General features: G+C 63.7%; 21 protein-coding genes. 13 read left to right on the top strand and 8 right to left on the bottom strand.

The features are described from left to right. Nucleotides 1-399 precede the first annotated feature (399 nt). The 5 genes from ACP7AG_RS00465 to ACP7AG_RS00445 all read left to right on the top strand — a co-directional run bounded on the left by ACP7AG_RS00465 (nucleotide 400) and on the right by ACP7AG_RS00445 (nucleotide 6,757). Nucleotides 400-3,906: a glycoside hydrolase family 99-like domain-containing protein gene (locus ACP7AG_RS00465; protein ID WP_426029400.1), complete on the top strand. Its 3,507-nt coding sequence runs from the start codon at nucleotides 400-402 to the stop codon at nucleotides 3,904-3,906. Nucleotides 3,907-3,924: 18 nt separating this feature from the next. After that, nucleotides 3,925-5,097, top strand: coding sequence for a glycosyltransferase family 4 protein (locus ACP7AG_RS00460; RefSeq protein WP_426029399.1), 1,173 nt, complete (start codon nucleotides 3,925-3,927; stop codon nucleotides 5,095-5,097). A gap of 104 nt (nucleotides 5,098-5,201) precedes the next feature. Next, nucleotides 5,202-5,828 (top strand): class I SAM-dependent methyltransferase, encoded by a 627-nt coding sequence (locus tag ACP7AG_RS00455; protein WP_426029398.1) that lies wholly within the window; start codon nucleotides 5,202-5,204, stop codon nucleotides 5,826-5,828. Nucleotides 5,829-5,908: 80 nt separating this feature from the next. Next, nucleotides 5,909-6,103, top strand: coding sequence for a hypothetical protein (locus ACP7AG_RS00450; protein ID WP_426029397.1), 195 nt, complete (start codon nucleotides 5,909-5,911; stop codon nucleotides 6,101-6,103). A 30-nt stretch (nucleotides 6,104-6,133) separates the two neighbouring features. Then, nucleotides 6,134-6,757: a class I SAM-dependent methyltransferase gene (locus tag ACP7AG_RS00445; protein WP_426029396.1), complete on the top strand. Its 624-nt coding sequence runs from the start codon at nucleotides 6,134-6,136 to the stop codon at nucleotides 6,755-6,757. A gap of 200 nt (nucleotides 6,758-6,957) precedes the next feature. On the opposite strand, the gene istB is transcribed toward ACP7AG_RS00445, so the two are convergent. The 6 genes from istB to ACP7AG_RS00415 all read right to left on the bottom strand — a co-directional run bounded on the left by istB (nucleotide 6,958) and on the right by ACP7AG_RS00415 (nucleotide 14,452). Beyond that, on the bottom strand, nucleotides 6,958-7,767 hold the full coding sequence (gene istB, locus ACP7AG_RS00440; RefSeq protein ID WP_426029516.1) for an IS21-like element helper ATPase IstB: 810 nt from the start codon (nucleotides 7,765-7,767) through the stop codon (nucleotides 6,958-6,960). Further along, nucleotides 7,667-8,497, bottom strand: a complete 831-nt coding sequence (locus ACP7AG_RS00435) for a hypothetical protein (RefSeq protein WP_426029395.1) — start codon at nucleotides 8,495-8,497, stop codon at nucleotides 7,667-7,669. Before ACP7AG_RS00435 ends, istB begins: the two co-directional genes overlap by 101 nt. Nucleotides 8,498-8,675: 178 nt before the next feature. Beyond that, complete coding sequence (locus tag ACP7AG_RS00430; RefSeq protein WP_426029394.1) at nucleotides 8,676-10,088, bottom strand: hypothetical protein; 1,413 nt, start codon at nucleotides 10,086-10,088, stop codon at nucleotides 8,676-8,678. A gap of 186 nt (nucleotides 10,089-10,274) precedes the next feature. Continuing rightward, the gene (locus ACP7AG_RS00425) at nucleotides 10,275-12,800 is read right to left on the bottom strand and encodes a glycosyltransferase (RefSeq protein WP_426029393.1); all 2,526 of its coding nucleotides are present in this window, start codon (nucleotides 12,798-12,800) and stop codon (nucleotides 10,275-10,277) included. An 87-nt stretch (nucleotides 12,801-12,887) separates the two neighbouring features. Further along, nucleotides 12,888-13,637: an ABC transporter ATP-binding protein gene (locus ACP7AG_RS00420; RefSeq protein WP_426029392.1), complete on the bottom strand. Its 750-nt coding sequence runs from the start codon at nucleotides 13,635-13,637 to the stop codon at nucleotides 12,888-12,890. Between the two features lie 20 nt (nucleotides 13,638-13,657). Continuing rightward, a complete protein-coding gene (locus ACP7AG_RS00415) occupies nucleotides 13,658-14,452 on the bottom strand; it encodes an ABC transporter permease (protein WP_426029391.1) in 795 nt (264 codons plus the stop codon). A 556-nt stretch (nucleotides 14,453-15,008) separates the two neighbouring features. On the opposite strand from ACP7AG_RS00415, the gene ACP7AG_RS00410 reads away from it, so the two are divergent. The 4 genes from ACP7AG_RS00410 to ACP7AG_RS00395 all read left to right on the top strand — a co-directional run bounded on the left by ACP7AG_RS00410 (nucleotide 15,009) and on the right by ACP7AG_RS00395 (nucleotide 17,575). Then, nucleotides 15,009-16,211 carry a threonine ammonia-lyase gene (locus tag ACP7AG_RS00410; RefSeq protein ID WP_426029390.1) on the top strand — a complete coding sequence of 401 codons (1,203 nt, stop codon included), beginning with the start codon at nucleotides 15,009-15,011 and terminating at the stop codon, nucleotides 16,209-16,211. A gap of 152 nt (nucleotides 16,212-16,363) precedes the next feature. Further along, nucleotides 16,364-16,630, top strand: a complete 267-nt coding sequence (locus tag ACP7AG_RS00405; RefSeq protein WP_426029389.1) for a hypothetical protein — start codon at nucleotides 16,364-16,366, stop codon at nucleotides 16,628-16,630. Between the two features lie 93 nt (nucleotides 16,631-16,723). Beyond that, nucleotides 16,724-17,140 (top strand): hypothetical protein, encoded by a 417-nt coding sequence (locus tag ACP7AG_RS00400; RefSeq protein WP_426029388.1) that lies wholly within the window; start codon nucleotides 16,724-16,726, stop codon nucleotides 17,138-17,140. Nucleotides 17,141-17,200: 60 nt separating this feature from the next. Beyond that, nucleotides 17,201-17,575 carry a hypothetical protein gene (locus ACP7AG_RS00395; RefSeq protein ID WP_426029387.1) on the top strand — a complete coding sequence of 125 codons (375 nt, stop codon included), beginning with the start codon at nucleotides 17,201-17,203 and terminating at the stop codon, nucleotides 17,573-17,575. Nucleotides 17,576-17,623: 48 nt separating this feature from the next. Here ACP7AG_RS00395 and ACP7AG_RS00390 read toward each other — a convergent pair whose 3' ends face one another. After that, nucleotides 17,624-18,511: a UTP--glucose-1-phosphate uridylyltransferase gene (locus ACP7AG_RS00390; protein WP_426029515.1), complete on the bottom strand. Its 888-nt coding sequence runs from the start codon at nucleotides 18,509-18,511 to the stop codon at nucleotides 17,624-17,626. Between the two features lie 179 nt (nucleotides 18,512-18,690). Between ACP7AG_RS00390 and ACP7AG_RS00385 the strand changes: the two genes are divergently transcribed. Together ACP7AG_RS00385 and argE are read left to right on the top strand one after the other, a co-directional pair. Continuing rightward, a complete protein-coding gene (locus ACP7AG_RS00385; RefSeq protein WP_426029386.1) occupies nucleotides 18,691-19,200 on the top strand; it encodes an FKBP-type peptidyl-prolyl cis-trans isomerase in 510 nt (169 codons plus the stop codon). 32 nt (nucleotides 19,201-19,232) lie between these two features. Continuing rightward, complete coding sequence (gene argE / locus ACP7AG_RS00380) at nucleotides 19,233-20,414, top strand: acetylornithine deacetylase (RefSeq protein ID WP_426029385.1); 1,182 nt, start codon at nucleotides 19,233-19,235, stop codon at nucleotides 20,412-20,414. Here argE and ACP7AG_RS00375 read toward each other — a convergent pair. Then, the gene (locus ACP7AG_RS00375; protein WP_426029384.1) at nucleotides 20,374-21,417 is read right to left on the bottom strand and encodes a glycosyltransferase family 2 protein; all 1,044 of its coding nucleotides are present in this window, start codon (nucleotides 21,415-21,417) and stop codon (nucleotides 20,374-20,376) included. The two genes, argE and ACP7AG_RS00375, sit on opposite strands and share 41 nt — an antisense overlap. Nucleotides 21,418-21,450: 33 nt before the next feature. On the opposite strand from ACP7AG_RS00375, the gene rfbC reads away from it, so the two are divergent. Both rfbC and rfbB read left to right on the top strand, forming a co-directional pair. Continuing rightward, a complete protein-coding gene (rfbC, locus tag ACP7AG_RS00370; RefSeq protein WP_426029383.1) occupies nucleotides 21,451-22,023 on the top strand; it encodes a dTDP-4-dehydrorhamnose 3,5-epimerase in 573 nt (190 codons plus the stop codon). A gap of 300 nt (nucleotides 22,024-22,323) precedes the next feature. Then, the gene (gene rfbB / locus ACP7AG_RS00365) at nucleotides 22,324-23,385 is read left to right on the top strand and encodes a dTDP-glucose 4,6-dehydratase (protein WP_426029382.1); all 1,062 of its coding nucleotides are present in this window, start codon (nucleotides 22,324-22,326) and stop codon (nucleotides 23,383-23,385) included.

Raw genomic sequence — 23,385 nt, 5'->3', positions numbered from 1 at the left:
TTTTCGGCGTGTTGCGTCAGTGGACGGGATGGGGGATGGCTATGCGGAACATGGCCATGCGCCGCACGGTAACCACGCGTTGGAGACTAGAGTGTTGCCTGATCCGGCTGTGAATATCGGAACGCACAAGCCTTGGCTTGGCGAACCCCGTGCGCCAGATCCAGCAAAGAGCTCAATCGCCGACCTCTAGATGAAGTCTATCTTGACAGACCGCATCAATGAGATGTTTACGCGCATTCTTCTCTACGAAGGCCAGGGATAGCGGCCGAGGCACGACGTCTGGCAAGCGGGTGGCCACAAGATCGCCGTCGCCGGCGACGTTGCGTTGATGTAACCACGATCGACGCTCCGCGCTGTTAGCGGCGCGGCGGGCGTCGTCTGGAAGGTTGAAGGTCGAAGATGGCAGTAAAAGGGGATCGCGGCGTCGGGGAACGTCGCGAAGCGGACAAGCGGCTTTCCATCGGAACGATAACGACGACCCCATCGAAGTCGCGCGCCTCATCGGCAAAGGCGGTCGCGCCGGCGAGCACACTCGACGTGATCGCCGAAATCCATCGCGAGGGCGCACTGACCCGCCAAGCCCTTGGCGCTCTGGCGCGCGAGATCGCGAATGCGCCACTGCCCCCGGCCGTTGATCAAAACGCCGTCCACATGGCTGTCCCCCCGAACCTGCCGCATCGGATCGAAGCGCTGCGTGTCACTGCCCATGACCAGCAGACCGAGCTCTCCCGCCGCCGGTGGGACGCGGCCATGGCCAGACCCCTTTCCGCGAAACATGCCCGGTTTTTCGCGCCCCGGGCCCTCGCGGCCCGGATCGAGCGGAAGGCCTGGGGCGCGAGCCTTCGCCTGACGCGCCGCGCCGAAAGCGCGTTCCTCGTCCGTTCGGGCGCATGGTCCGACGTGGCCGGTCGCGTGCAGGTGAACGGTGGGGTCTCAGGGGCCTCAGGCGGTGAGTTTTTCGACCTGCCTAACTATATCGCCCGTGGCGACGACCCCTCGGCGCGGCCCGCCTCTCTGTTCGACCAGGCCTATTACTTGTCGGTCAACCCTGACGTCGTGGGCGCCCCGATGACCGCCCTGACCCACTACCTGCTGCACGGCGAGCGCGAAGATCGGCAGTGCCACCCGCTGTTCAACATTGACTATTATCGCAAGCAGCTTGGAACCACTGGCCTGCGGCTACGCAAGAGCCTGCTCGCCCACTTCCTGATGTTCGGCGGCGCGCGCGGACTGAGCTCGCACCCACTGTTCGATGTCGGCTATTACTTTCACCAGGCCGGTGCCCTTCTTGAAACCGGCCAGAATCCGCTGGTCCATTATTTGAGCGAAGGCTGGAAAGAAGGCCTGGACCCGCATCCACTGTTCAACAACGACTGGTATCTTGAACAGAATCCCGACGTGGCCCGCGTCGGCATGGCGCCTTTGGCGCACTACGTGCTGAAAGGCGCGGCTGAGGGCCGTCAGCTGCACCCGCTGTTCGACGCCACATGGTACATGCGCCGCTATCCCGACGCCGCGGCGTCGCGGATGAACCCGCTTGAGCACTACCTGTCGCGACCCGTGTCGGAACGACGTCAAGCCAGCCCGCACTTCGATCCCGACTTCTATCTGCGCGCCAATCCCGATGTGGAGGCGGCAGGGGTCGAGCCACTGGTCCACTATCTCACCAAAGGCCATGCAGAGCGCCGGCGAGTCAGCCCCAGCTTCGACGAACACGCCTTCCTGCTGCTGAACCCCGCGGCGATCGACTCGCGGCGAGCGCCCTTTGAGTTGTGGGTCGCGGCCGGCGCGCCCGCCTTGCCGACGATCAAGACGATCGGGACCGAAGCCGCGGTGCCGTCCACACCGTCGAGCGGCGGCGCGCCGCACCAGTCGCAAGGCCTGTTCGCCGAACTGGCCCGTGGTTCGCGCGAGACAAACGACGCCTACGACTATTTCGCCTACCACGCCCTGACGGCGGACCTGGCTCACGAGCGCCGAGAGCGCATCTCCGCCTTGCGATCCAAGCCGATCGACATGATCTCGCTAGACCCCAAAACTCTGGCCTCCGAGGCCGCGAAGCTCCGCTTCGTCACGCCAAAGGCGCCAAAGGTCTCGATCGTGGTCCCGGTATACAACAACCTCAAATACACCATCGAATGCCTGAAATCCCTTTACGTCGTCGGGGAGCTCGACAACGTTGAGATCCTCATCATGGACGACGCCTCCAAGGACAAGAGCGGCGAGGTGCTCGCGACAATCGAAGGCGTGCAGTACGTTCGCAATGAGCCGAACCTTGGCTTCATTCTATCGTGCAACAAGGCCGTGGGCCTCGCCAAGGGCAAGATCGTTATCTTCCTCAACAACGATGTCCAGGTGCAGGCCGGCTGGCTCGCTCCACTGGTCGCGGAGCTGGATGACCCGGAGGTCGGCGCGGTAGCGCCCATGCTGCTCTTCCCCAACGGCCGGCTACAGGAAGCTGGGGCGCGGATCAATCTCGACGGCTCGGCGGAACTCATCGGCCTGTTCGACGACCCGGAAATGCCACGCTACAATTATCCGCGATTCGTGGACTACGCCTCCGGCGCCTGCCTGGCGGTTCGTCGGGCCGACTTCCTCGCCCTCGAAGGGTTCGACCAAAGCTTCGTGCCCGCCTACTGTGAAGACGCCGATCTCTGCTTCCGACTTCAGGCCGCCGGCAAGCGCATCCGCTACGCGCCCGCCTCGCGGGTGGTACACCATCTCAGCGTGACCTCGCAGAGCATGGGCGATGACTTCAAGGTGCGCCAAGCCTTCCGCAATCAGCAGAAGTTCGTCGAGCGCTGGAGCAACTCCTTAGCCGAACGCAATCGGGTCAAGGTGATCGCCTTCTATCTGCCCCAGTTCCACGCCATCCCGGAGAATGATAAGTGGTGGGGTGCCGGCTTTACCGAGTGGACCAACGTAACCCGGGCGCTACCCAATTTCGAGAAGCACTATCAACCGCATCGGCCGGCCGAGCTTGGCTTTTACGATGTGACCCATCCGACGACGATGCAGCGCCAAGCCGAGCTGGCGCGCGAGCATGGCGTGGACGGCTTCTGTTTCTACTACTACTCGTTCTCCGGAAAGCGCGTCATGGACCGTCCGCTGGAGCAAATTCTGGCCGATCCCGACTGGGATTTCCCGTTCTGCATCTGCTGGGCGAACGAGAACTGGACCCGCACCTGGGACGGGCAGGAGAAAGCGGTGCTGTTGTCCCAACGCTATAGCAAGTCCGACCTCGACGCGCTGATCCAGGATGCCATCCGCCACATGCGTCATCCCGCCTATATCCGCATCGACGGCCGACCGCTGTTCATCGTCTATAGGCCCGGCCTGATTCCGAACATCGCCGCGGTCGGGAAGCGTTGGCGGCAAGCCTGCCGCAAGGCCGGGATCGCTGAAATTTATTTGACCTTCGTCGAGAATTTCGAGAACGCTCTGACCTATCCGGACCCCAGCAAGATCGGCTTCGACGCCACCGTCGAATTCCCGCCCGCCGGCATGTCGGCGGAGATTGCTCCACCCGGTCCGGTTTACAACCCGAACTATGGCGGCACAGTCTGCGACTATCACGAGGTCGTCCGCAAGTATGGGCGCGAACCGACGCCGGGCCACACGCGCTTCCGTGGCGCGATGCCCTCATGGGACAACACCGCGCGCCGGCAGGATGTCTCCTACGTGTTCCAGAACGCGAGCCCCGGTGCGTTCCAGGCCTGGCTGGAGCACCTATTCAAAGAGACTCGGGCCCAAAACTATGGCGACGAGCGGATCGTTTTTATCAACGCCTGGAACGAATGGGCAGAAGGCGCGCACCTCGAACCAGACGAGCGTTTTGGTCGCGGATGGCTCGATGCCGTACGCAATGCCCATGACGCGCCCGACGTCCTGCTGCGCCGCGATTAGGACTGGAGATCGACCCCCATGCCCTCGATTCAATACAGCGGGTCCAAAGTCTGCCTTGTGGGCCATCCATTCGCGCCGATCGGTATGGGTGAGCACGTTCGCTCGTCCTGGCGAGCGGTCAACGCCGCCGGCTATGCACCGACAATCCGCGATATCTATGGCCTCAACAGCCGTACCGACCTTGACTACGAACGCGAACTGGCGCCCCAACTGACCGATCGGCTCAGCGAACGCCTCAATATCTTCCACATCAACGGCGACGAGATCGAGCAAGCGGTTCCGCATCTCAACGACGCCAATTTCGATAGCAGCTACAACGTCATCTACCCTGCTTGGGAGTTGTCGAGATATCCCACCGATTGGGCGCGGCAACTGGAGCGCTTCGACGAGGTCTGGGCCCCGTCCGCCTTCATTCAGGAATCTATCGCTCATACGGTCTCGATCCCAGTGCTGCACATGCCGTTGGCCGTCGAGGTCAAGCTGTCGGGCATGCTGTCACGTCGCCACTTCGGCATCCCCGAGCACGCCTATGCCTTCCTGTTCTTCTTCGACTTTGGCTCGTACAGCGCCCGCAAGAACCCCGAAGCCGTGGTCGACTCGGTCGAGCGTCTGGTGGCGCGTAACCCGAACGCGCCGATCCACTGTGTTATCAAGTTCAAGGGCGGCGACGAGTCATCGGCCCAGTACAAGGCCTTGAACGCCCGCATCGAGGCGCTGGGCGAGTACGCCACCAAGATCACTGCAGTCCTTTCGGACAACGAGATCAAGAACCTCGTCCGCGCCTGTGATTGCTTCGTCTCGCTGCACCGGTCCGAAGGGTTCGGACGCGGCATGGCCGAGGCCATGCGCTTGGGTCGCCTGACCATCGGTACGGGCTATTCTGGCAACCTCGACTTCATGACCAAGGACACCGCGCATCTCGTGCGCTATCAGCCGGTGGCGCTGGAGCCAAACAGCTATCCGTACTGGCAAGGTCAGATCTGGGCGGAGCCCGACATCGCCCATGCCGTTGAACTGATGGAGCTGGCCATCGGCGACCGCAAAGGCTCACGCGCGATGGCCGAGCGCGCCCGGCGCCATATGCGTCAGAACTTCAGCGCACGCGCGGTGGGTATCCGCTACGCCAAGCGCATCAGCGAAGTATTGGACGGCGCGGCCAAGACGACCGCGTCAGGGAAGAAGCGAAAATGAGAGAATGCAGTAAATCGATCCCACGTCGCCTGGCGGACGCCCGCTTCGCGACCCGCTATCTGGTTGGCGACGGGGTTGATATCGGTGGCTATCCCGATCCCCTGATGCTGTACGCCGAGTTTTTTCCGCGAATGAACAGCGCCCGAATTTGGGACCTTAGCGACGGCGACGCCCAGTTCATGGAAGGCGTCGCCGAGGACACCTTCGATTTCGTGTTCTCCAGCCATTGCCTCGAGCACCTGCGAGACCCCTATGAAGGTCTGAAAAGCTGGTTGCGCGTCGTGAAGCCGGGCGGCCATTTGGTGATCTGCATCCCGGACGAAGACCTCTATGAACAGGGCGTCTGGCCGTCGACGCATAATCGCGACCACAAACACACCTTCACGGTCACCAAAGCCAAGTCCTGGAGTCCGGCCTCGATAAACGTGATGGAGCTGTTGTCGACGCTTGGTCCTCATGCTGACATTCGCAAGATCGAGCTGATTGACCAAACCTACCGCTTCGACCTGCCGCGCTTCGACCAAACGGTCGCTCCAGTCGCCGAATGCGCGATCGAGTTGATCATCCGCAAGCGTCCGCAAAGCGAACTCGACCGCGGCGGCCGCCTGCCGCCGAGCCCGCAGCCGACGGCGCAGATTCGCACCTACTTCAATCAGTATCGGCGAGACCAGTCGGCCCTTCGCAACGTCGCGATGTCCGAAGGTGTTTTCAAGAACGAAGGCGAGATCTAAGTGAGCCTTTTTCCCATGGACGTCCTATCCAATCGCGGCCGCACCCCCTGCGCGGCGTTGGAGAGCTTCGAGAATTGCGAATGTTAGTTTGGGTCAACGACAGAGATCAACTGGAGGCCTGTTGCAAGGCCCTCAGGCCGGCGGACGACCTGGCGGTGCAAGCCGTGCTTCCGCTACTGACGTTCCCTGGCATCTGCTCGGCCTGTGGTAAGGCGATCGAGTTTCGGGTCACCGGCGGTGAACCGGCCGGCGACTGGCGCAACCTCCGCGAATGAATGATCTGCCCTTGCGGCACGAACGGCCGCATGCGCATGGCCATCGACGCCTGGCGGGAGACCCGCCGAGACTTGCAGCCGAAGAACACGCTGATCTTCGAACGGGTGACCCAGTTCTACGGCATGCTGGCCGCCGAGGATTCCACGATCGTCGGCTGCGAATTCCTCGGCCCGGACAAGGTCAGTGGCAAGGTCTACGATTTCCACGGCACCCTGGTGCGTCACGAGGACATGCTGGCCATGTCCTATGCGTCGAACGCGCTGGACCTCATCCTGCACTTTGACGTGCTCGAACACGTGCCCGACCACCGCGCCGCCCTGCGCGAATGCTACCGTGCGCTACGCCCCGGCGGCATGACGCTGTTCACCCTGCCGTTCTTCGAGGAAATGGAAAAGAGCGTCGTCCGCTCCCATCTCGTCGACGGACAAATCGCGCATATCCTGCCACAGGCTTTCCACGGCAATCCCGTCGGCGATGGTGCGTTGGTCTTCTTCGAGCCAGGCTGGGACTTGCTGGATCACATCCGCGATGTCGGCTTCAAGCTGGAAATCGGGATCGCCCACGATCTCGCCGCCGGCGTCATCTCAAACGGCTGTCCCTTTCCCATAGGGCACATGTGGCCGGTCATATTCAGGCTGACCAAGCCCCTCTAGAGTGTCAAACGGCGTTCAACACTGACCCCCGATCGGCGTCCAAAATTGACCCCTCTACGCTCTGTTCCCGGACCGGCGGCGAGGCGCGTAGCGATCAGCTGCCGCAGTGCGTCGCCGCCTAGTGAGCCACTGATCTATCAGCTGCCCGGAGGGGGTCTGGGGGAGGTTGAACAAGTTGTGGATGACGCCGGACGCGGCGCTCAGGCGCGGTTCCTGAGCCGCCAGCTGTCGTTGCCGGGCTCGACGATGTCGCAGTGATGAGTCAGGCTGTCGAGCAACGCCGTGGTCATCTTGGCGTCGCCGAAGACGGTGGGCCACTCCCCGAAGGTCAGGTTGGTGGTGATGATTACCGAGGTGCGCTCGTAGAGCTTGCTGACCAGGTGGAACAGGCGCTGGCCGCCGGACTGGGCGAACGGCAGATAGCCCAGCTCGTCTGGCACCACGACGTCTAGGCGTGAGAGCTGGGCGGCCAGGGCGCCGGTCTTGCCGCGCCGGGCTTCGTCCTCGAGACGGTTCACCAGGTCGACGGTGTTGAAGTAGCGACCACGCGCCCCGGCCCGCACGACGTTGGCGGTGATGGCGATGGCCAGGTGGGTCTTGCCGGTGCCCGTGCCGCCGACCAGGACGATGTTGCGGTGATCGGCCAAGAATGAGCCGCCGTGCAGGGCGCGGACCAGGCCCTCGTTGATCGGCGAGCTGTCGAAGGTGAAGCGCGCCAGATCCTTCATCGCCGGCAGCCTGGCGGCGGTGATCCGGTAGCGGATGGAGGCGGCCTGGGCGACGGCCTCGATCTGGTGGAAGCCGTCGAAGGGACCCACGAACGGCGCCAGGAACGGGCGCTCGGCCTCGAACACCTCTTGCACCGTGCGGTCGCGATACTCGGGGTGACGGTCGTTGCGCGCCCGGCGCTCACGCTCGGCTTCCAGCCAGCCGTTGAGCTCCTCCAGGGTCCTGAACCGAGGGCGCGGCTTGAAGATGTTGTCGCGGGCGTAGCCGACCTGGTTCTCCACCTGGCCCTTCTCCCAGCCCGAGGCCGGGGTGCAGGCCACCGGCTCGATCAGATAGTGCGAGCACATCTGCTCGAAGCGCCGGTTGAAGCGCCGAGTCTTGCCGGCGAACACCGCCTCCACGGCGGTCTTCATGTTGTCGTAGATGCCCGCCGGGTGACGCCGCCGAACAGCGCGAAGGCCCGGGCATGGGCGTCGAACACCATCTCCGGGTCTCGCGCGGATAGGCGCGGATGTAGAAGCGGCGGCTGTGGCTGAGCCGCAGGTGGGCCACCTTCACCGTCAGCGGCGTGCCGCCGATCTCCACCTGGTCGTGGCTCCAGTCGAACTGGTAGGCGTCGCCCGGCGCGAAGCTTAGGGGCACGAAGGCCTCGACCGGCGAGCTGACGCCCCGGCGCTGATCGGCCCAGCAACCCGCGTAGCGCCGAACCGCATCATAGCCGCCGTCATAGCCCTCGCGGCTCAGAAGGTCGGCGATCCGCGTCAGGGTCAGCCGGTCCTTGCGCGGGCCGGACGCGTTGGCCTCCAGCATGCCCTCCAGGCGCTCGATGAAGGTCCCCAGCTTGGGATGCGGCTGCTCGCGCCGCTCGTACTCCAGCAAGGTCTCTCCCGACCTCAGAACCTTGCGCACCGTGTTGCGCGCCAGGCCCATCTCTCGCGCGATCGTCTTCACGCCCTTGCCCCGCGCGAAGTGCTCGCGCCGGATCTTCGCCACCGTCTCCAATACCAACATCCCCGTCTCGATCCGCAGCTCCACAAGCCCCCGATTTGGCCATCAAAGCCTCAAGGACAGGGGGTCATTTTTGGACGCCGATATCCCCGAGAAGGGGGTCACTTTTGCAAGCCGAAACACAGCGGAAGGGACCCGGCTCTTCCGCCTTTTTTTGCGTTCGCAGCGAGGCTGGACAACATCAGATCAGCGAGGCGATGCCGATCAGCCCGACCCCAAGCTTGCGTGCGTCCTCTCCGTTCGTGATCCCGGCCGCCGAGAGCGGCTCGCGCACGACGAAATGCATCTGCACCGGGCCTGGATAGCGCGGCCTCGTCACCGTGAACACCGCCCGCACGGGCCGATGCAGGCCGGGCGCGGCGACCGTGGTGATCCGCACGCCCTCGACCCAGATCTCGACCTCCTGAGTGGCGTCGGGCGAAGCTGGAAATGACGCGAGATCCACCGCCAGGACGACGCCCTTGCCATAGGCTTCCCGCCAATCAAACGCAAAGGTGGCGACAGCCCCATCCGCCCAAACGCCCCAGTCTTCTGGCGGACACCAACCGGAAACCAGGCCCGCGACGACCGACGGATGGTTGCCGGAAACACGCATGTCGGGCAGCGTCGCCGCCGGCAGCATCGGCGCCACATGGTTGATCCCGGTCAGGCCCCAGGTTTCTTCGATCAGGCCGCGCAATGCCGCGCCGCCCAAGGCGAGAACCGGCGGACCGCCGCTGGGTTCGCGACCGGTCAGAACCGCCACGGCGTCGGCGATCGCGCCGGGTAGAGCTTGGGCGCGAAACGCGGTCAGCTCTGGCGAAAGTGGAAACCCGTGCGAGGCGCCGGGAGCCAGGGCCTCGGCGGCGACGCCGAAATAGCAGGCCTCATGTAGCAGCGAGGACGAAACCGCCACCACCGTCGCGATCCGACCGCTGGCCAGAAGGGCGTAGGTGCCGGACGTTGTGAACCGTAGGTTCGGGATTTTGACCAGCTCCAAGGCGGAAGCGACGTCGAAACCCGCATAGGGATGGGCGCGAGCCAGCAGCAGGTCATGATCCTTAGCGATCTCGCCGATCCGATCGGCAAAATCAGCGAGGCTGACAAAGCGCCCGTCGTTGATCAGCGCGCGGTCCATGGCCATCTGGCCGGCGATCAGGGCGAGGCGGCCTGCTTCCAGCCCTTCGGGAGCCGTCGCCGAGCCGCTGATACGGCACCTGAGCAAGCCCGCCGCCCAGAACAATTCTCGCTCATCGGACTTGGCGCGCTCCAGCGCCGCGGCGAACACAGGATGGTTCGACGCGCCCAACAGCAGAAGATCATCGAGGAAACGGCAGGGATGGATGGCCAGGTTCAGCAAGGCGACAGCCGAGGCCTGGATCACGCCGCTCAACGTGGCGGGCAATTCGAAGCCGATCACGATCTTGCCCGCCACGGCGGTTTCAATACGCGCTTTCAACGCGTCGTCGATTGGCGCGCTGGAACGATTCAGCCATTGGACGCCCAAGTCTTCCAACGCGGCGGAGTCGGCGATTGTCGTGACGCTCGAGCCGACCGCGTCGTGATCAAGAATCTCGACCGTGACGTGATCCAGATGACTCAGAGCCGAACGCATGAGATCGCGCATTAGCTCAGCGTTGGCCTGCTGATGCCAAACCAACCCACCCTCGGTAGAGGTTACGCGAAACAGGTCACAGGCGATAACGACACTAGGCTTTGCGACAACTGGCGGATCGACTTGGATTAGGGCTTCATCGTTCACTGTTGTTGCCTCCGGACCGCTACGCACTAGATGTTCGACCTAAACGACACCCAGCTGAATCAGTCGACGCTTGTATAGTTCTCCAATGACGATCGGGGAATGGTGTTTGATCATATAGCGTCTCGCCTCTTCGCCGAGCGAGCGGACACGTTCCGGCTCCTCCCGAAGCCGGCGCATCATCGCCGCAGCAGCATCAAGATCGGGTTCGGCCCACACTTGATTGTAGCCGAAGGGATAGGCGTTCGGCGGTACGGGAACCAGCGTATAAGGAACAGCTTCCGAATTGGCGGGCGTCATGTATTCGGCATTGCCCGAATAGGCCGTAGCGACAACGGCCTTGCCCGCCGCCATTGCCTCGGCCGGGGCGCGGCCGAAACCTTCGGAACGATGCAGCGACACCAGGACGTCGCAGCAATTGACCAGTCCGTGGATTGCCGAGGCCGAGAGAGTTTCTGTGATCAGGGTCACATCTGGTCGATCGCCGATCGCGGCGCGCAAGGATTCCAGCTCGGCGGGGAAACGCATCGACGACAGCGTCTTGATCACCAGCCGAGGCGCGTTCTTGCCCTTGGTCGGCTTCGGAAACGCTCGCTGGAACGCGACCAGCGCACCCTCGGGATTCTTGCGGGTGGCGAACGAGGCGAGGTCGAAATGCAGCAGAAAGATCATATCGCCGGCCGGCAGCCCGAAATCCGCGCGGTTCCAGCCTTCGTAGCCCTCGGCTAATTGAACAGCCAGAGGCATGTGGAGAACGCGCTTGGCGACCTTGGTCGAGATCGCGCCCTGAATGAACCTTGACGGGGCCCAGATCTCCTCGAATTCGTCGAAGGCGCCGACCCAAGCGTCTGGAAACTCCGACAGCTCCCACGCCGGGTAGACAATGTTGATCCGCCCGTCGAAGTCGGCGCCGATCCGTCGGCGAACTTCCGGCAACTGATCGGCATTGACGTGGAACAGATTCGCTCGGTGAATCGGCCGGTCGACAATCGCGGCGTCGAAGCGGTTGTCCTCGGTGCGCGCCGCGATGTGACGGCCCACATCGACAATTGAATAGGGCACACCCTGCGCGCCGAAGGCCGCGGCGGTCATGCGGACATGCTCGCCCATGCCGAGCTCGGCGCGCGCATAACCTATCAGCGATGCTCCGGCCCCTAGCCCGGTCTTAATCTTCTGCGGCCGCGGCCCGCGGCGTGACACGACGCCGCCAAACGCCATCCGTGTAGCCGCCGCCCGAATACGCTGGCGCGCGTCTACTGGCAGGCGGCTATAGATTGGCCGCAACACTTCATAGCGCGACAGGGCGGAGCGGAGCACGGCCCTGGCCGAGAGACCCGCGACCGATGGTGTCGTAGCGCCGGGCTCGGGAGGGGGCGAGACCGCCAGATCCTCGACGCCGGCCGCTCTGGCTCCGGTAGCGTGGAACCAACGCGCCAAGGCCCAGCGATGCGCCTCGTCGTTGAGGTTCCAGGTGTCTCGCAAGACTTCGTCCTGGAGCCAGGCCGTATGCATGACCCGTGTCACCACTGGCCCGGGTAGGCCGGCGTACCGGGGCTCGGGCTCCTGGGCGAACGCCACGGCGACGGCCAAGGCTGGCCGCGTCTCGGCGAGCCGACCTTCCGGCGCCGCCTGTCGAAAGATCTCGCGCAATATTCTGGGAATGGGTCGCCCGTCCGGCGAGACGTTGTAGGCGTAGCCATAGGAAGGGAGCGACACGCTCGCCGCTAGCACCTTCCTGCCATAGATCTGAGCCAGGGCGGCGAACTGACCAACGTTGCTGGCGTCGAAACGCGACTGGTGCTTGGAAAGCAAGCGGGGGTTTTCAGGATCGTAGCCACTGAAATGAGCGAACACCAAGGGCTCGCCCGCCGCCGTCCACTGGTCGCCGACCCGCGCGACCGGTCGGTGCATCAGGTTCCAATAGGCGACGTTGTAGCCGGGATGGCGCAAGATGAGCGTCCGGCCAATGAAACACGGCAGGAGGTCGCACCACTTCTGATCGGTGAACAAGCCCGCCGCCAGATCCGACACCGCACCAAGGCGGAGCCTCTCGTTCCACCAACTCACGAAAGTCCTGGTTTCCTCGCATCGACGCAGCGCCAGAAAGCCCAGGTTGAATACCCCTACCTGAAGCATCTCGCCGTCCGACGGCCTCAGGTCATCGCGGATAGACTCGGTGATATGCGGCGTAACCACCGCGTCCGTCGTGCCCAGGTCCAACGGCTCTAGAGCCGCGGACATCGGCGCAAGCACATAGGTGTCGGGATCCAGGTAGACGACCTTCTCGAACCCTTCGTCAAACAGGCGGGCGATACAGGCCGGCTTGATCGCAGTGCTCAGTTCGGTGACGTCATAGCGCATCACCATATCGTCCCAGTCTGGGAGGTTCAGGGTGCGCGCCAAGGTGACCGGAAAGGCTTCGCTCAAGGGCTGATAACCCTGGTCGTCCTCGTCCGAAAGAAACAGGCGCAGCGCGGTGTCCGGATGCTGCTCCCGGATACTCTCTAGGCACACTCGAGCCCGCGATAGGTAGTTCTTCGCGCATATCGTGAAGGCGACAGTCGACATGGTGGAGCAAGCCTCCAGAAAATCGACATCGCCACGCATCGGATGCGCGGCGATGCCCCGGACTTTAAAGGGTGCGCCAGACGCGCCTCAGACGGGGCGCAGTTCGTCCGGCAAGTCCTCCTTCGGTCCGAAAAAGGCGACCTGCCCCTTATCCAGTACAAGGATCTTATTGCAGGTCGAGTCGAGCAAGGCGAAGTTGTGCGACGCCAGAACTAGCACCCTGGCTTGCGAGACCAGACTCGTCATGCGCTCGGCCACCTTGTGCAGGAATGCAGCGTCGCCGGCGCCCAGCCACTCATCGAGAATCAATACGTCCGAGGTGAAGCTCGTCGCGAGGGTGAACATCAGACGCGCGGACATACCGGCCGAATAGCTCTTCATCGGCAGGTCGGCATAGCCACCCAGTTCCGAGAAATTGATGATGTCGTCCATGCGCTCGCGAATTTCGCGACCGCGCAGGCCGCGCAGGCGCGACATGATCTTGATATTGTCTACACCCGTAGCTTCCCAGTCGACGCCATGGCCAATGTCGAGCATCGACGAGACCTGACCGCGCACATCGATTTTGCCTTCGCTGGGTTCGTAGACCCCAGCCAGCACCTTGAGCAAAGTCGTCTTACCCGAGCCATTGTGCCCGACCAGACCAAGGCGATCGCCTTCGTGGAGCCTGAAGCTCACATTGTTCAGGGCACTGACGTGCACGACGTCGTTGCTGCCTTTCAATAGACGTCCGCCGACGGCGAGGTTGATCGCGGCGTGCCGGAGCGACTGCGCGCGGATCGAATAGATCGGGTAGACGAGGCCGACGCGCTCTAGCGACACCAGGGAGGGGGACATTAGCGGTTCCTCTGACGAGACTAGACCCAGAAGGGGATTTTGCGGCGGAAGGCCGAGAAGGTGATCAGCCACAGCACCATTACGATCGCCAGGGTCGTCAGGCCGCTCAACCACGAATGAGGCGGCGCTGGCCGACCCAACAGCGGCTCCCGCATCAGTTCCAGCAGGTGGAAGAAAGGGTTGGCCGCAACCAGGATGGCTCGCTTGCCGGTCATCGCTGCTGGAGACCAGAAGATCGGGGTCATAAAGAACAGCACCTGACCCAGATAGGGCAGCATGAACCGCAGGTCGCGATAGCGCGCGGCGACAATGCCGATGATCGGCGTCACGAACGCCGAGAACAACGTCAGCACAGCGAAGGCCGGGATGATCTGCCAATGCGGAAAGTGGAAATTATGCACCAGCAACGTCATGGCGTAGAATACGACCAAACTGTGCGCCAGCAGGATCAAATTCTTCGTCACATAACGTAGAGTGTAATAGGTAAAGGGGAAGGCGTGATTGCGGATCGAGCCCGAAACACTGACAAAGACCTCGGGAGCTTCGGTTAGCGTTGGACCGAGGAAGTGAATCCAGGTCAAATAACCCGCCATCACCAAGGGAAGGAACTCTGGCAGCGGCTGCTTGAAGATAGCGCCAAATGTTACCGCCAAGGCCGCCGATGTGGCGATCATTCCACCCGAAATCCACAAGGGGCCGAAGATTGACCGGCGATATTTAGAAATCACATCTTGCCAAGCAAGATAAGACCAAACATGCCAAGCTTTTAGAGCGGAAACTACGTCCCGCATCGCGCGCCCGACCGAAGTGAACATCTAGAAGCCTTTGTGGAGTGATCGCTATTTTCTATAATTTAGTTCGAAGTGTGGCGGATGGCACCTTGAAACGCCATTCCTGACAATCGTGGTTAGAGATGATCCATACTCGGCACCATACAGCGGCTGGGCTTCCCTGCTGCTCAAGCAGGCAAAGACGCATCGCGCTTGGGTGGAGTTTTCATACGCTCGAATTCGCACAATCCTCGCAGCGGGTCTACCCGGCAATTCGAAAATCGTCGTGTTTTTCCTTGCCTGATCCTGAAACGCTGCTTCGGTCCGCGGACCCGAAGCCTCGCGAAACATGACGATCCACACCTTTGCTTGAGTCAACCGCCTGGGTTGCAATTGATAAGCTCGCAAGGCACGCCCCGCCTGAGTTGTTTTCAGTCTCCGTTGTGCGATTTGACCGCCTGATGGAGATAACTCGGTCCTCATTCCCCTTGCGCCACCAAACATCGCGCGCCGCGCCCGTCATCGCGCCTGCATCGACATTGCCCCGGGCAGGTCGACGCTCTAGGTTCCGGGACCTGGAATTTCAGGCTAAACGGGCGCCATGACTGTCGACATCACCACCATCCGCGCCGCGGCCGCTCGCCTGGCCGGCCACATTGAGCGCACGCCGTGCCGCTATTCCAAGACCCTGTCGAAGATCACCGGGGCCGAGGTGTGGGTGAAGTTCGAGAACCTGCAATTCACCGCCGCCTACAAGGAGCGCGGCGCACTGAACAAGCTGATGCTGCTGTCGGACGCCGAGAAGGCCAAGGGCGTTATTGCCGCCAGCGCCGGCAACCACGCCCAGGGACTGGCCTATCACGGGGCCCGGCTCGGCGTGCCGGTGACCATCGTCATGCCCAGGACCACCCCGTTCATCAAGGTGCAGCACACCCGCGACTTCGGGGCCACCGTGGTCATTGAGGGCGAAACCTATGACGATGCGTCGAGCCACGCCCGCAAGCTGCAGGAAGAACAGGGCCTGACCTTCGTCCATCCGTTCGACGACTACGACATCATGGCCGGCCAGGGCACCATCGCCCTGGAAATGCTGGAAGACGTTCCTGACCTGGAGATCCTGCCTGTGCCGATCGGCGGCGGCGGCCTGATCGGCGGCGTAGCGACGGCGGCCAAGGCCATCAAGCCCGAGATCCGCATCATCGGTTGCGAGCCGGCGATGTACCCGTCCTTCACCGCCAAGATGCGCGGCGTGGCGGCCCATTGCGGCGGCCAGACCATCGCCGAGGGCATCGCGGTCAAGACAGTCGGGGAACTGACCTACGCCGTCGCTCGGCCGCTGATCGACGACGTGGTGCTGCTGGAAGAGCCGCATATCGAGCAGGCCGTGGCGCTCTACTGCAATGTCGAGAAGACCATCGCCGAGGGGGCCGGCGCGGCTTCGCTGGCCGCCCTGCTGGCCTATCCCGAGCGGTTCCGCGGCAAGAAGTGCGGCCTGATCCTGTGCGGCGGCAATATCGACACCCGCCTGCTGGCCTCGGTGCTGACCCGCGAACTGGTCCGCGCCCACCGGCTGGTGTCCCTGCGCATCGTCGGCGACGACCGCCCGGGCCTGCTGTCGACCGTGGCCAATGTCATCGGCACGGCGGGCGCCAACATCATCGAGGTCAACCACAACCGCCTGGCCCTCGACGTGCCGGCCAAGGGCGCGGAGTTCGACATCACCATCGAGACCCGCGACGCCCAGCACACCCAGGAGGTCATCGACGCCCTGCGCGAGAAGGGTTACCCGCCGCGGGCGGTTTAGCCCCCAGGACCGCACAACCTGGAATGGATCAAAACGCCGATGTAAGCTCAATCGGGTGCTCCGGCAAGCTGGTCACACTTTCATGACATTGACTGGCCGGACCCTACTATGGTCGGCTCATCTTCAGATTTCATCGATTTGGGGTGCGCACCATGGAACCGTCGACCGAGGCTTCGAAAGCTGATCAGGTTCGCGCTCTAGTCCAGCTTGCCGGGGCCGTCGTCCATTTCGACCTCCCTGACCTCAACTTTCAACCTGCTGGCCTGTTCCAGTGCACCGGCTGGGTCTTGCGAGCATGCTTCAACGACTCTATTGAGTTCGACATCAACGGCATCCGAATAGATCAAATCCATTGGCATACGCGACCTGACGCCGCAGAAGTCTATCCTGAGATGCATACCTCAGGTTTCGCCTTCTAGATCGACGCAAATGAACATGCCGGGCCAGCGTCCAAGGCGCTGACCCTCACCATCTCCGTCAACGGCGCCGCGGTCGGCACCCGATACCTCCGGGTGCTGCGCGACGACGACGACCGGTCCAAGACCATCTTCTACTTCATGCACGTGCCCAAGACCGCTGGCACGGCAGTCCTGTCGCGACTTCGCAGCGCGACGGCGAACCTGAAGATGCTCGAGATTTACGACTCGGACGGCAACTTTTCGCCGGCCCAGTTGCGCGCCCTGTCGCCGCGCTCGCTTCAGAAATACGATCTCATCTATGGGCACTTCGACTACGGCGTACACGCCAGCTTCGAGAACCCGCACAGGTACCTCACAATCCTGCGCGATCCGTTCGACTTCGTCCTCTCGCAGTACTTCTTCCCGAAATACGTGCTGCGCGAGCCGCTCCACATTGCCCATCGATCCATCTTCGATTTCCTGAATGAACATTCGGGCCACCTGGACAACAGCTTCTGTCGCGCCCTATGAGGCGACATCCCTTTCGACCAGCCCCTGAGCCATGCCGACTATAACCGGGCGCTCTCGAACATGGACAAGGACTTCGCCTTCGTCGGCATGCGCGAGCGGCTGTCGGAATCGATGACCCATATCTCGCGCCTGCTCGGCGTAGATCTGGCCGGCGGCCTGACAGGCGAGAATGTCACCCCGCCAACGCCGGAACGCGCCAATCTCGACATGCGCGCCTTCAGGGCCGCCGCCGCGGACCGCCTGCAGTACGACCTGATGCTCTACGAGGAGGTCGGCCGGCGTTATTTCGGCCTCGGCGCCAAGCGCCGCGCCAAAGCCACCGCCCAGAGCGGGGCCCCCACGCCCCATGTCAACGGCGAGGCCCTTGAACCCGCGCCGCAGATCGCGGGCCCCAGCGGCTTCGCGTCGGTCGAAACCTCACTCGACGCGCTTTGACAGCGTGCCGGTCCGTTTCGAGTGGGTTCATCCGAAACGGACCGGCGTCTAGAGCAGCCCCAGGATCATCGCCCGGGCCGCTTCGCCCAGGTCCGGCCGCTTCAGAGCCATCGCCACATTGGCCCGCAGCAAGCCGATCTTGTCGCCGCAGTCATAGGTCTCGCCCTCGTATTCCAGGGCGTGGAAATCCTGGGTCTTGAGCAGCGTCAGCATCGAGTCAGTCAACTGGATCTCGCCCCCGGCCCCCTTGCCCTGCTGGGCCAGCAGGTCGAAGATTTCCGGCTGCAGGATGTAACGGCCCGAGATGAACAGGTTCGAGGGTTCGGTCCCCTTGGCCGGCTTTTCGACCATGCCGGTCATGCGGTTGAGGCGACCGTCCTGGCCGTTCAGCGCCACGATGCCGTACTGGTGGGCCATGCCGTCGGGGGCCGGCTCGACGACGACGATGTTGCCGCCCTTCGTGTCATAGGCCGCTATGGCCTGGGCAAGGGCCGGGACGCTGGCCGACATCACCATGTCGGGCAGCATCACCGCGAAGGGCTCGTCGCCGATGATGTCACGGGCGCACCACACCGCGTGGCCCAGGCCCAGCGGAGCCATCTGGCGCACGAAGCTCATCTCGCCGGGCTTGGGCAGTTCGCCCAGCAGCTCTTCCAACAGGGCGGTCTTGCCCTTGGCGGCCAGGGCGGCCTCAAGCTCGACCTGATGGTCAAAATAGTCCTCGATCGCGCCCTTGTTGCGGCCGGTCACGAAGACGAAGTGCTCGATGCCCGCCTTGCGGCCTTCCTCGACGACATAGGACAGGATCGGCCGGTCCACGACGTTGAGCAGTTCCTTCGGCGTGGTCTTGGTGCCGGGCAGAACCCGGGTGCCGAAACCGGCGACGGGAAGAACAGCCTTGCGGACGGGTTTCATGAAAGCCTCGTGAGCGGTCATCATATGGGGACGGGTTCTAGGGTGGCCCGCGCTTGCGCGCCACCACTGTTCGATGACGGGAAGCCTCAAAGCGCCCCGCGTCCAAAATCGATCCTTCGGACGGACCGGAACGCACGCGGATTCCGCGACGGCGATAAATGGTCTAGCACGGGGCGAACCTTCTCCCCGGAGCTCCCGCCATGGTCCGCAGCCTCAGCCTAATCCTCGCCCTGGGGGTCGCCCTGACCCTGTCGGCCTGTGGACCCAACCCGAAGCAGAAGCAGAGCCTGGACGCCGCCAACGCCTTCATGGCCGCTAACGCCAAACAGGCCGGCGTCGTCACCCTGCCCGACGGCCTTCAGTACAAGGTGGTGCGCTCCGGGCCCGACGACGGCGCCATGCCCGCGCCGATCGACACCGTGACGGTCAATTACGAGGGCAAGTTGACGGACGGCACGGTGTTCGACAGTTCCTACGAGCGCCACGAGCCGGCGACCTTCCCTCTGCAAGGCCTGGTACCGGCCTGGAAGGAAGCCTTGGTGATGATGCGACCCGGGGACGAATGGACCCTCTACGTGCCGCCCGGGCTCGGCTACGGCGCCGAGGACAAGGGTCCGATCCCCGGCAACAGCGTGATGGTCTTTCGTATCGAGCTGATCTCGGTGGAGTCCATGAAGATCCAGGCGCCCAAGGAGCGCGCGCCGACCTAGGCGGCCAGATCGCGCCGCGCTAGGGTCGCGTCATGATATCCTCCTCAGAAGCGCTTTCGGCCCGGGCGGTCGATATTCTCGGCACGCTGGTAGCGTTCGACACCACCTCGCGGCTGTCCAACCTGGCCCTGATCGCGTGGGTCGAGGCCTATCTCGCCGACCTGGGCGTCGCGTCTCGTCGGGTGCCCAATGCCGACGGCACAAAAAGCAACCTGCTGGCCAGCATCGGTCCGGCCATACCCGGCGGGGTCGTGCTGTCTGGCCATACCGACGTGGTGCCGGTCGACGGTCAGCCCTGGACCAGCGACCCCTTCGTCCTGACCCCGCGCGACGGCCGGCTGTATGGCCGGGGAACCTGCGACATGAAGGGCTTTCTCGCCCTGGCCCTGGCCGCCGCGCCGGACCTGGCGGCCGCCACGCTCGACCGGCCCGTGCACCTGGCCTTCTCCTATGACGAGGAGGTGGGCTGCCTGGGCGCGCCAGACATGATCGCGGTGATCGCCACCGAATTGCCCCGTCCCGCCCTGGTGGTGGTCGGCGAGCCCACCGACATGGTGGCGGTGCGCGGCCACAAGGGTATCGCCAGCTTCCGCGTCACGGTCACCGGACGCGAGGCCCACTCCAGCCTGACCCATCTGGGCGTCTCGGCCAACATGTTCGCCATCAAGCTGATGAGCCATCTGGTCGATCTGTCGGAGCGGCTGGAGCGCGAGGCCGACCCGGACTCGCCGTTCATGCCCAAGGGCGCCAGCCTGACGGTCGGTCAGGTGAACGGCGGCACGGCGGTCAACATCCTGGCGCGCGAATGTGTGTTCATCTTCGACTTGCGAATGCCGGCCGGTCTGAACGCCCAGACGATCCTATCCGACTTCTTCGCCCTGACCAAAACGCTGGACGCTCAGATCAAGGCCAAGGCCCCCGAGGGCGGCGTGGTGGTCGAGACCCGTTCGATGACCCCGCCCTTCGCGCCGGAGATCGACGGCGTCGCCGAGACCTTCGCCCGCCGCATCGCCGGCGACAATGGCCCGCCCCGCGTCGTGCCCTACGCCGCCGAGGCTGGCCAGTTCCAGGGGGCGGGCTTCTCAACCGTGATCTGCGGCCCCGGCTCGATCGACCAGGCCCACCAACCCGACGAATTCGTGGAAATCAGCCAGATGGAACGCGGCGCGACCTTCATGCGCCGCCTGATCGAGGACCTTTCCACGGGCGGATGACGATGCGGCGGCCGAAGAAGGCCACCGGATCGATCGCCATGACCCGCAGGATGTCGGCCGAACTGGCCTTGCGTCCAGCCTGAAGCCCGCGGCGCGAGGCCAGAATCGAATGGAAGGCTTCGCGTTTGAACGCCGCGCGGATACCCCGCCAGGCCGGGCCAGCGTCACCCCGGCGCAGGTGCAGCAGCAACAGACCGGCGGTCACCGCCACGTGCAGCGGCGCGGTCAGCCACAGCAACAGTGGCGGGGTATTCTTCAAGAAGGTCCAGATGCGGTTGCGAGAGCCATGAAAGATGGCGAAGTCCGAGCGCACACCGGTGCTCGCGGATCCCACGTGCTCAACCCGGGCGCCAGGCAGGAACAGGGTCGTCTCGCCGGCTAGCCGCAGGCGGTAGCCCAGATCGACGTCCTCGCAATAGCAGAAGAACCGCTCATCGAAGCCGCCCAGCGCCAGGAACAGATCGCGGTCGATCATCGTCGCCGCGCCGCAGGCGGAGAACACCTCGCCTTCGGCCAGATCAACCGGCAGGCGCCGCCGATAGCCGCCCCGGAACGGGATCCCGGCTGAGGTCATCACGTCCCCTGCCCCGTCCATCAGGCCCGGCTCGTCGGCCACCATCTGCAACGAGGTGAAGCAGCGCACGGCGGGGTGTCGCACAGCGCCCGTTACCAGGCTTTCCAGCCATGTGACCTGCGCGTAGGCATCGGGATTGAGCAGCACCAGCCAGCGACCCCGCGACTCCCGCGCCGCCAAGTTGTTGCCCGCGGCGAAGCCCAGATTGGTCCCAGGCTCGATGAGGCGGATCGCGGGATCGGCCGCCCCCGCCATCTGAGGGGCGCCGTCGCTCGAAGCGTTGTCGATGAGAAGAATTTCGAAATCGGCGAAGGTCTGGGCGCGCAGCCCCGCCAGGCAGCGCTCCAGAGTTGGACCGCTCTGGTAGGCGACGATGACAACGCTGATCAGCGGCGCCTTGCTCTTGCCATTGCCGGTCGGGCGGGCCATGCGTGGCGCACTCATGTCTAGAGGACTGAATTGATGAAGATCACGCCGATGGCGATTCCCGAGGTGCTACTTATCACGCCGGCGCGTCATGGCGACGAACGAGGTTGGTTTTCCGAGACCTTTCGGCAATCGGCGCTAGAGGAAGCCGGCTTCACAGGCGGGTCTTTCGTGCAGGACAACCATGTGCGCTCGACCACTCGCGGCATCCTGCGAGGCTTGCATTTTCAGAAGCCGCCACATGCCCAGGACAAGCTGCTGCGCTGCGCGCGCGGTACGATCCTCGACGTCGCGGTGGATATCCGCAAAGGTTCGCCGACCTTCGGCCAATGGGTTGGCGCCGAACTGTCGGCCGACAACGCCGCCCAGTTGCTTGTGCCCAAGGGCTTCGCCCACGCCTATTGCACCCTGACTGAAGAGTGCGAGGTGCTCTATAAGGTCACCGACTACTACGCGCCGGCGGCGGAGGGCGCACTGAGGTGGAACGATCCGGCCTTGGCCATCGACTGGATTGTGCCGGCCCGCGAGATTTCGACCAATGAACGCGACGGCAAGGCTTCCCTGCTGGCCAACCTCGACACGCCGTTCGTCTACGACGACGGCGCTTAAGCTCTCAGACCTTGTTCGGACGACGGTCCCGCGACCCGGCGCTAGTCGCCCTGCTGGCCGTCGTAGCGTCGAGTGCTACAAAGAGACCGCCCACGAAGCCGTGATCCTCCGAGCGAACCGGACAGACGCTGACCGATCTGGCGACCGGGAAAGCGCCCGTCGCCCTCCTCAGGGCATTGATCAACGACTATCGAAGGCCCGCCGCAAATGATATCCCGCGCTGGAAATGCGCGTTTCGATAGAGTGTGTCAGGGCGTCCGCCGCCCCGACGCCGCGGTATCGGCCTGAAAGGACTTAAGCGTGAAGATACTTGTTACTGGCGGCGCGGGCTTCATCGGCTCGGCGGTGTGCCGTCTTCTGATCCGCGAAACGGGGGATCAGGTCATTAATCTGGACAAGCTGACCTATGCCGGCACCCTGACCTCCGTGGCCGAGGTTTCCGAGTCTCCTGACTACGCTTTTGTCCAGGCCGACATCGCCGACCGCGCCGCGGTCAAGGCGATCTTCGAGGCCCACAAGCCGGACGCCGTGCTGCACTTGGCCGCCGAGTCGCATGTCGATCGCTCGATCGTTGGCGCCGGTCCGTTCATCGCGACGAACATCGTCGGGACCTATGTGATGCTCGACTGCGCCCTGGACTATTGGCGCGGCCTGACCGGTTCGGCCAAGGACGCCTTCCGGTTCGTCCACGTCTCGACCGACGAGGTGTATGGCAGCTTAGGCGACGAGGGGCTGTTCGACGAGACGACCCCCTACGCCCCGACCTCGCCCTACTCGGCTTCGAAGGCCTCGGCCGACCACCTCGCCCTGGCCTGGTTCCACACCTACGGCCTGCCAGTGTTGGTCTCCAACTGCTCCAACAACTACGGACCCTATCACTTCCCCGAGAAGCTTATCCCGCTGATGATCCTCAACGGCCTGCATCGCCGCCCGCTCCCGGTGTATGGCGACGGGGCCAACGTCCGTGACTGGCTGTTTGTCGAGGATCACGCCCGCGCTCTGCGCCAAATTCTGGAAACCGGCCGTCCGGGGGAAAAGTACAATGTTGGCGGCCGCAATGAGCGGACCAACCTACAAGTGGTCCACACCATCTGCGATCTGCTCGACGAATTGGCCCCCAACGTCGAAGGTTCACGCCGGGACCTGATTACGCATGTCACCGATCGGCCCGGCCACGACCGCCGCTATGCCATCGACGCCACCAAGCTGGAAACCGAGCTAGGCTGGCAGGCGCGCGAGACATTCGAGACCGGCATCCGCAAGACCGTCGAGTGGTATCTGTCGCGCGCCGACTGGTGGGCGCCGTTGCGCGAAGTCTACGACGGCAAGCGTCTGGGCTTGCCGGCGGCAAAGGTCGAATGA

It is taken from the genome of Caulobacter sp. DWP3-1-3b2, from assembly GCF_049896325.1.
In the GTDB taxonomy this organism is placed as follows: domain Bacteria; phylum Pseudomonadota; class Alphaproteobacteria; order Caulobacterales; family Caulobacteraceae; genus Caulobacter.
This window is presented reverse-complemented; position numbering and strand designations above follow the sequence as displayed.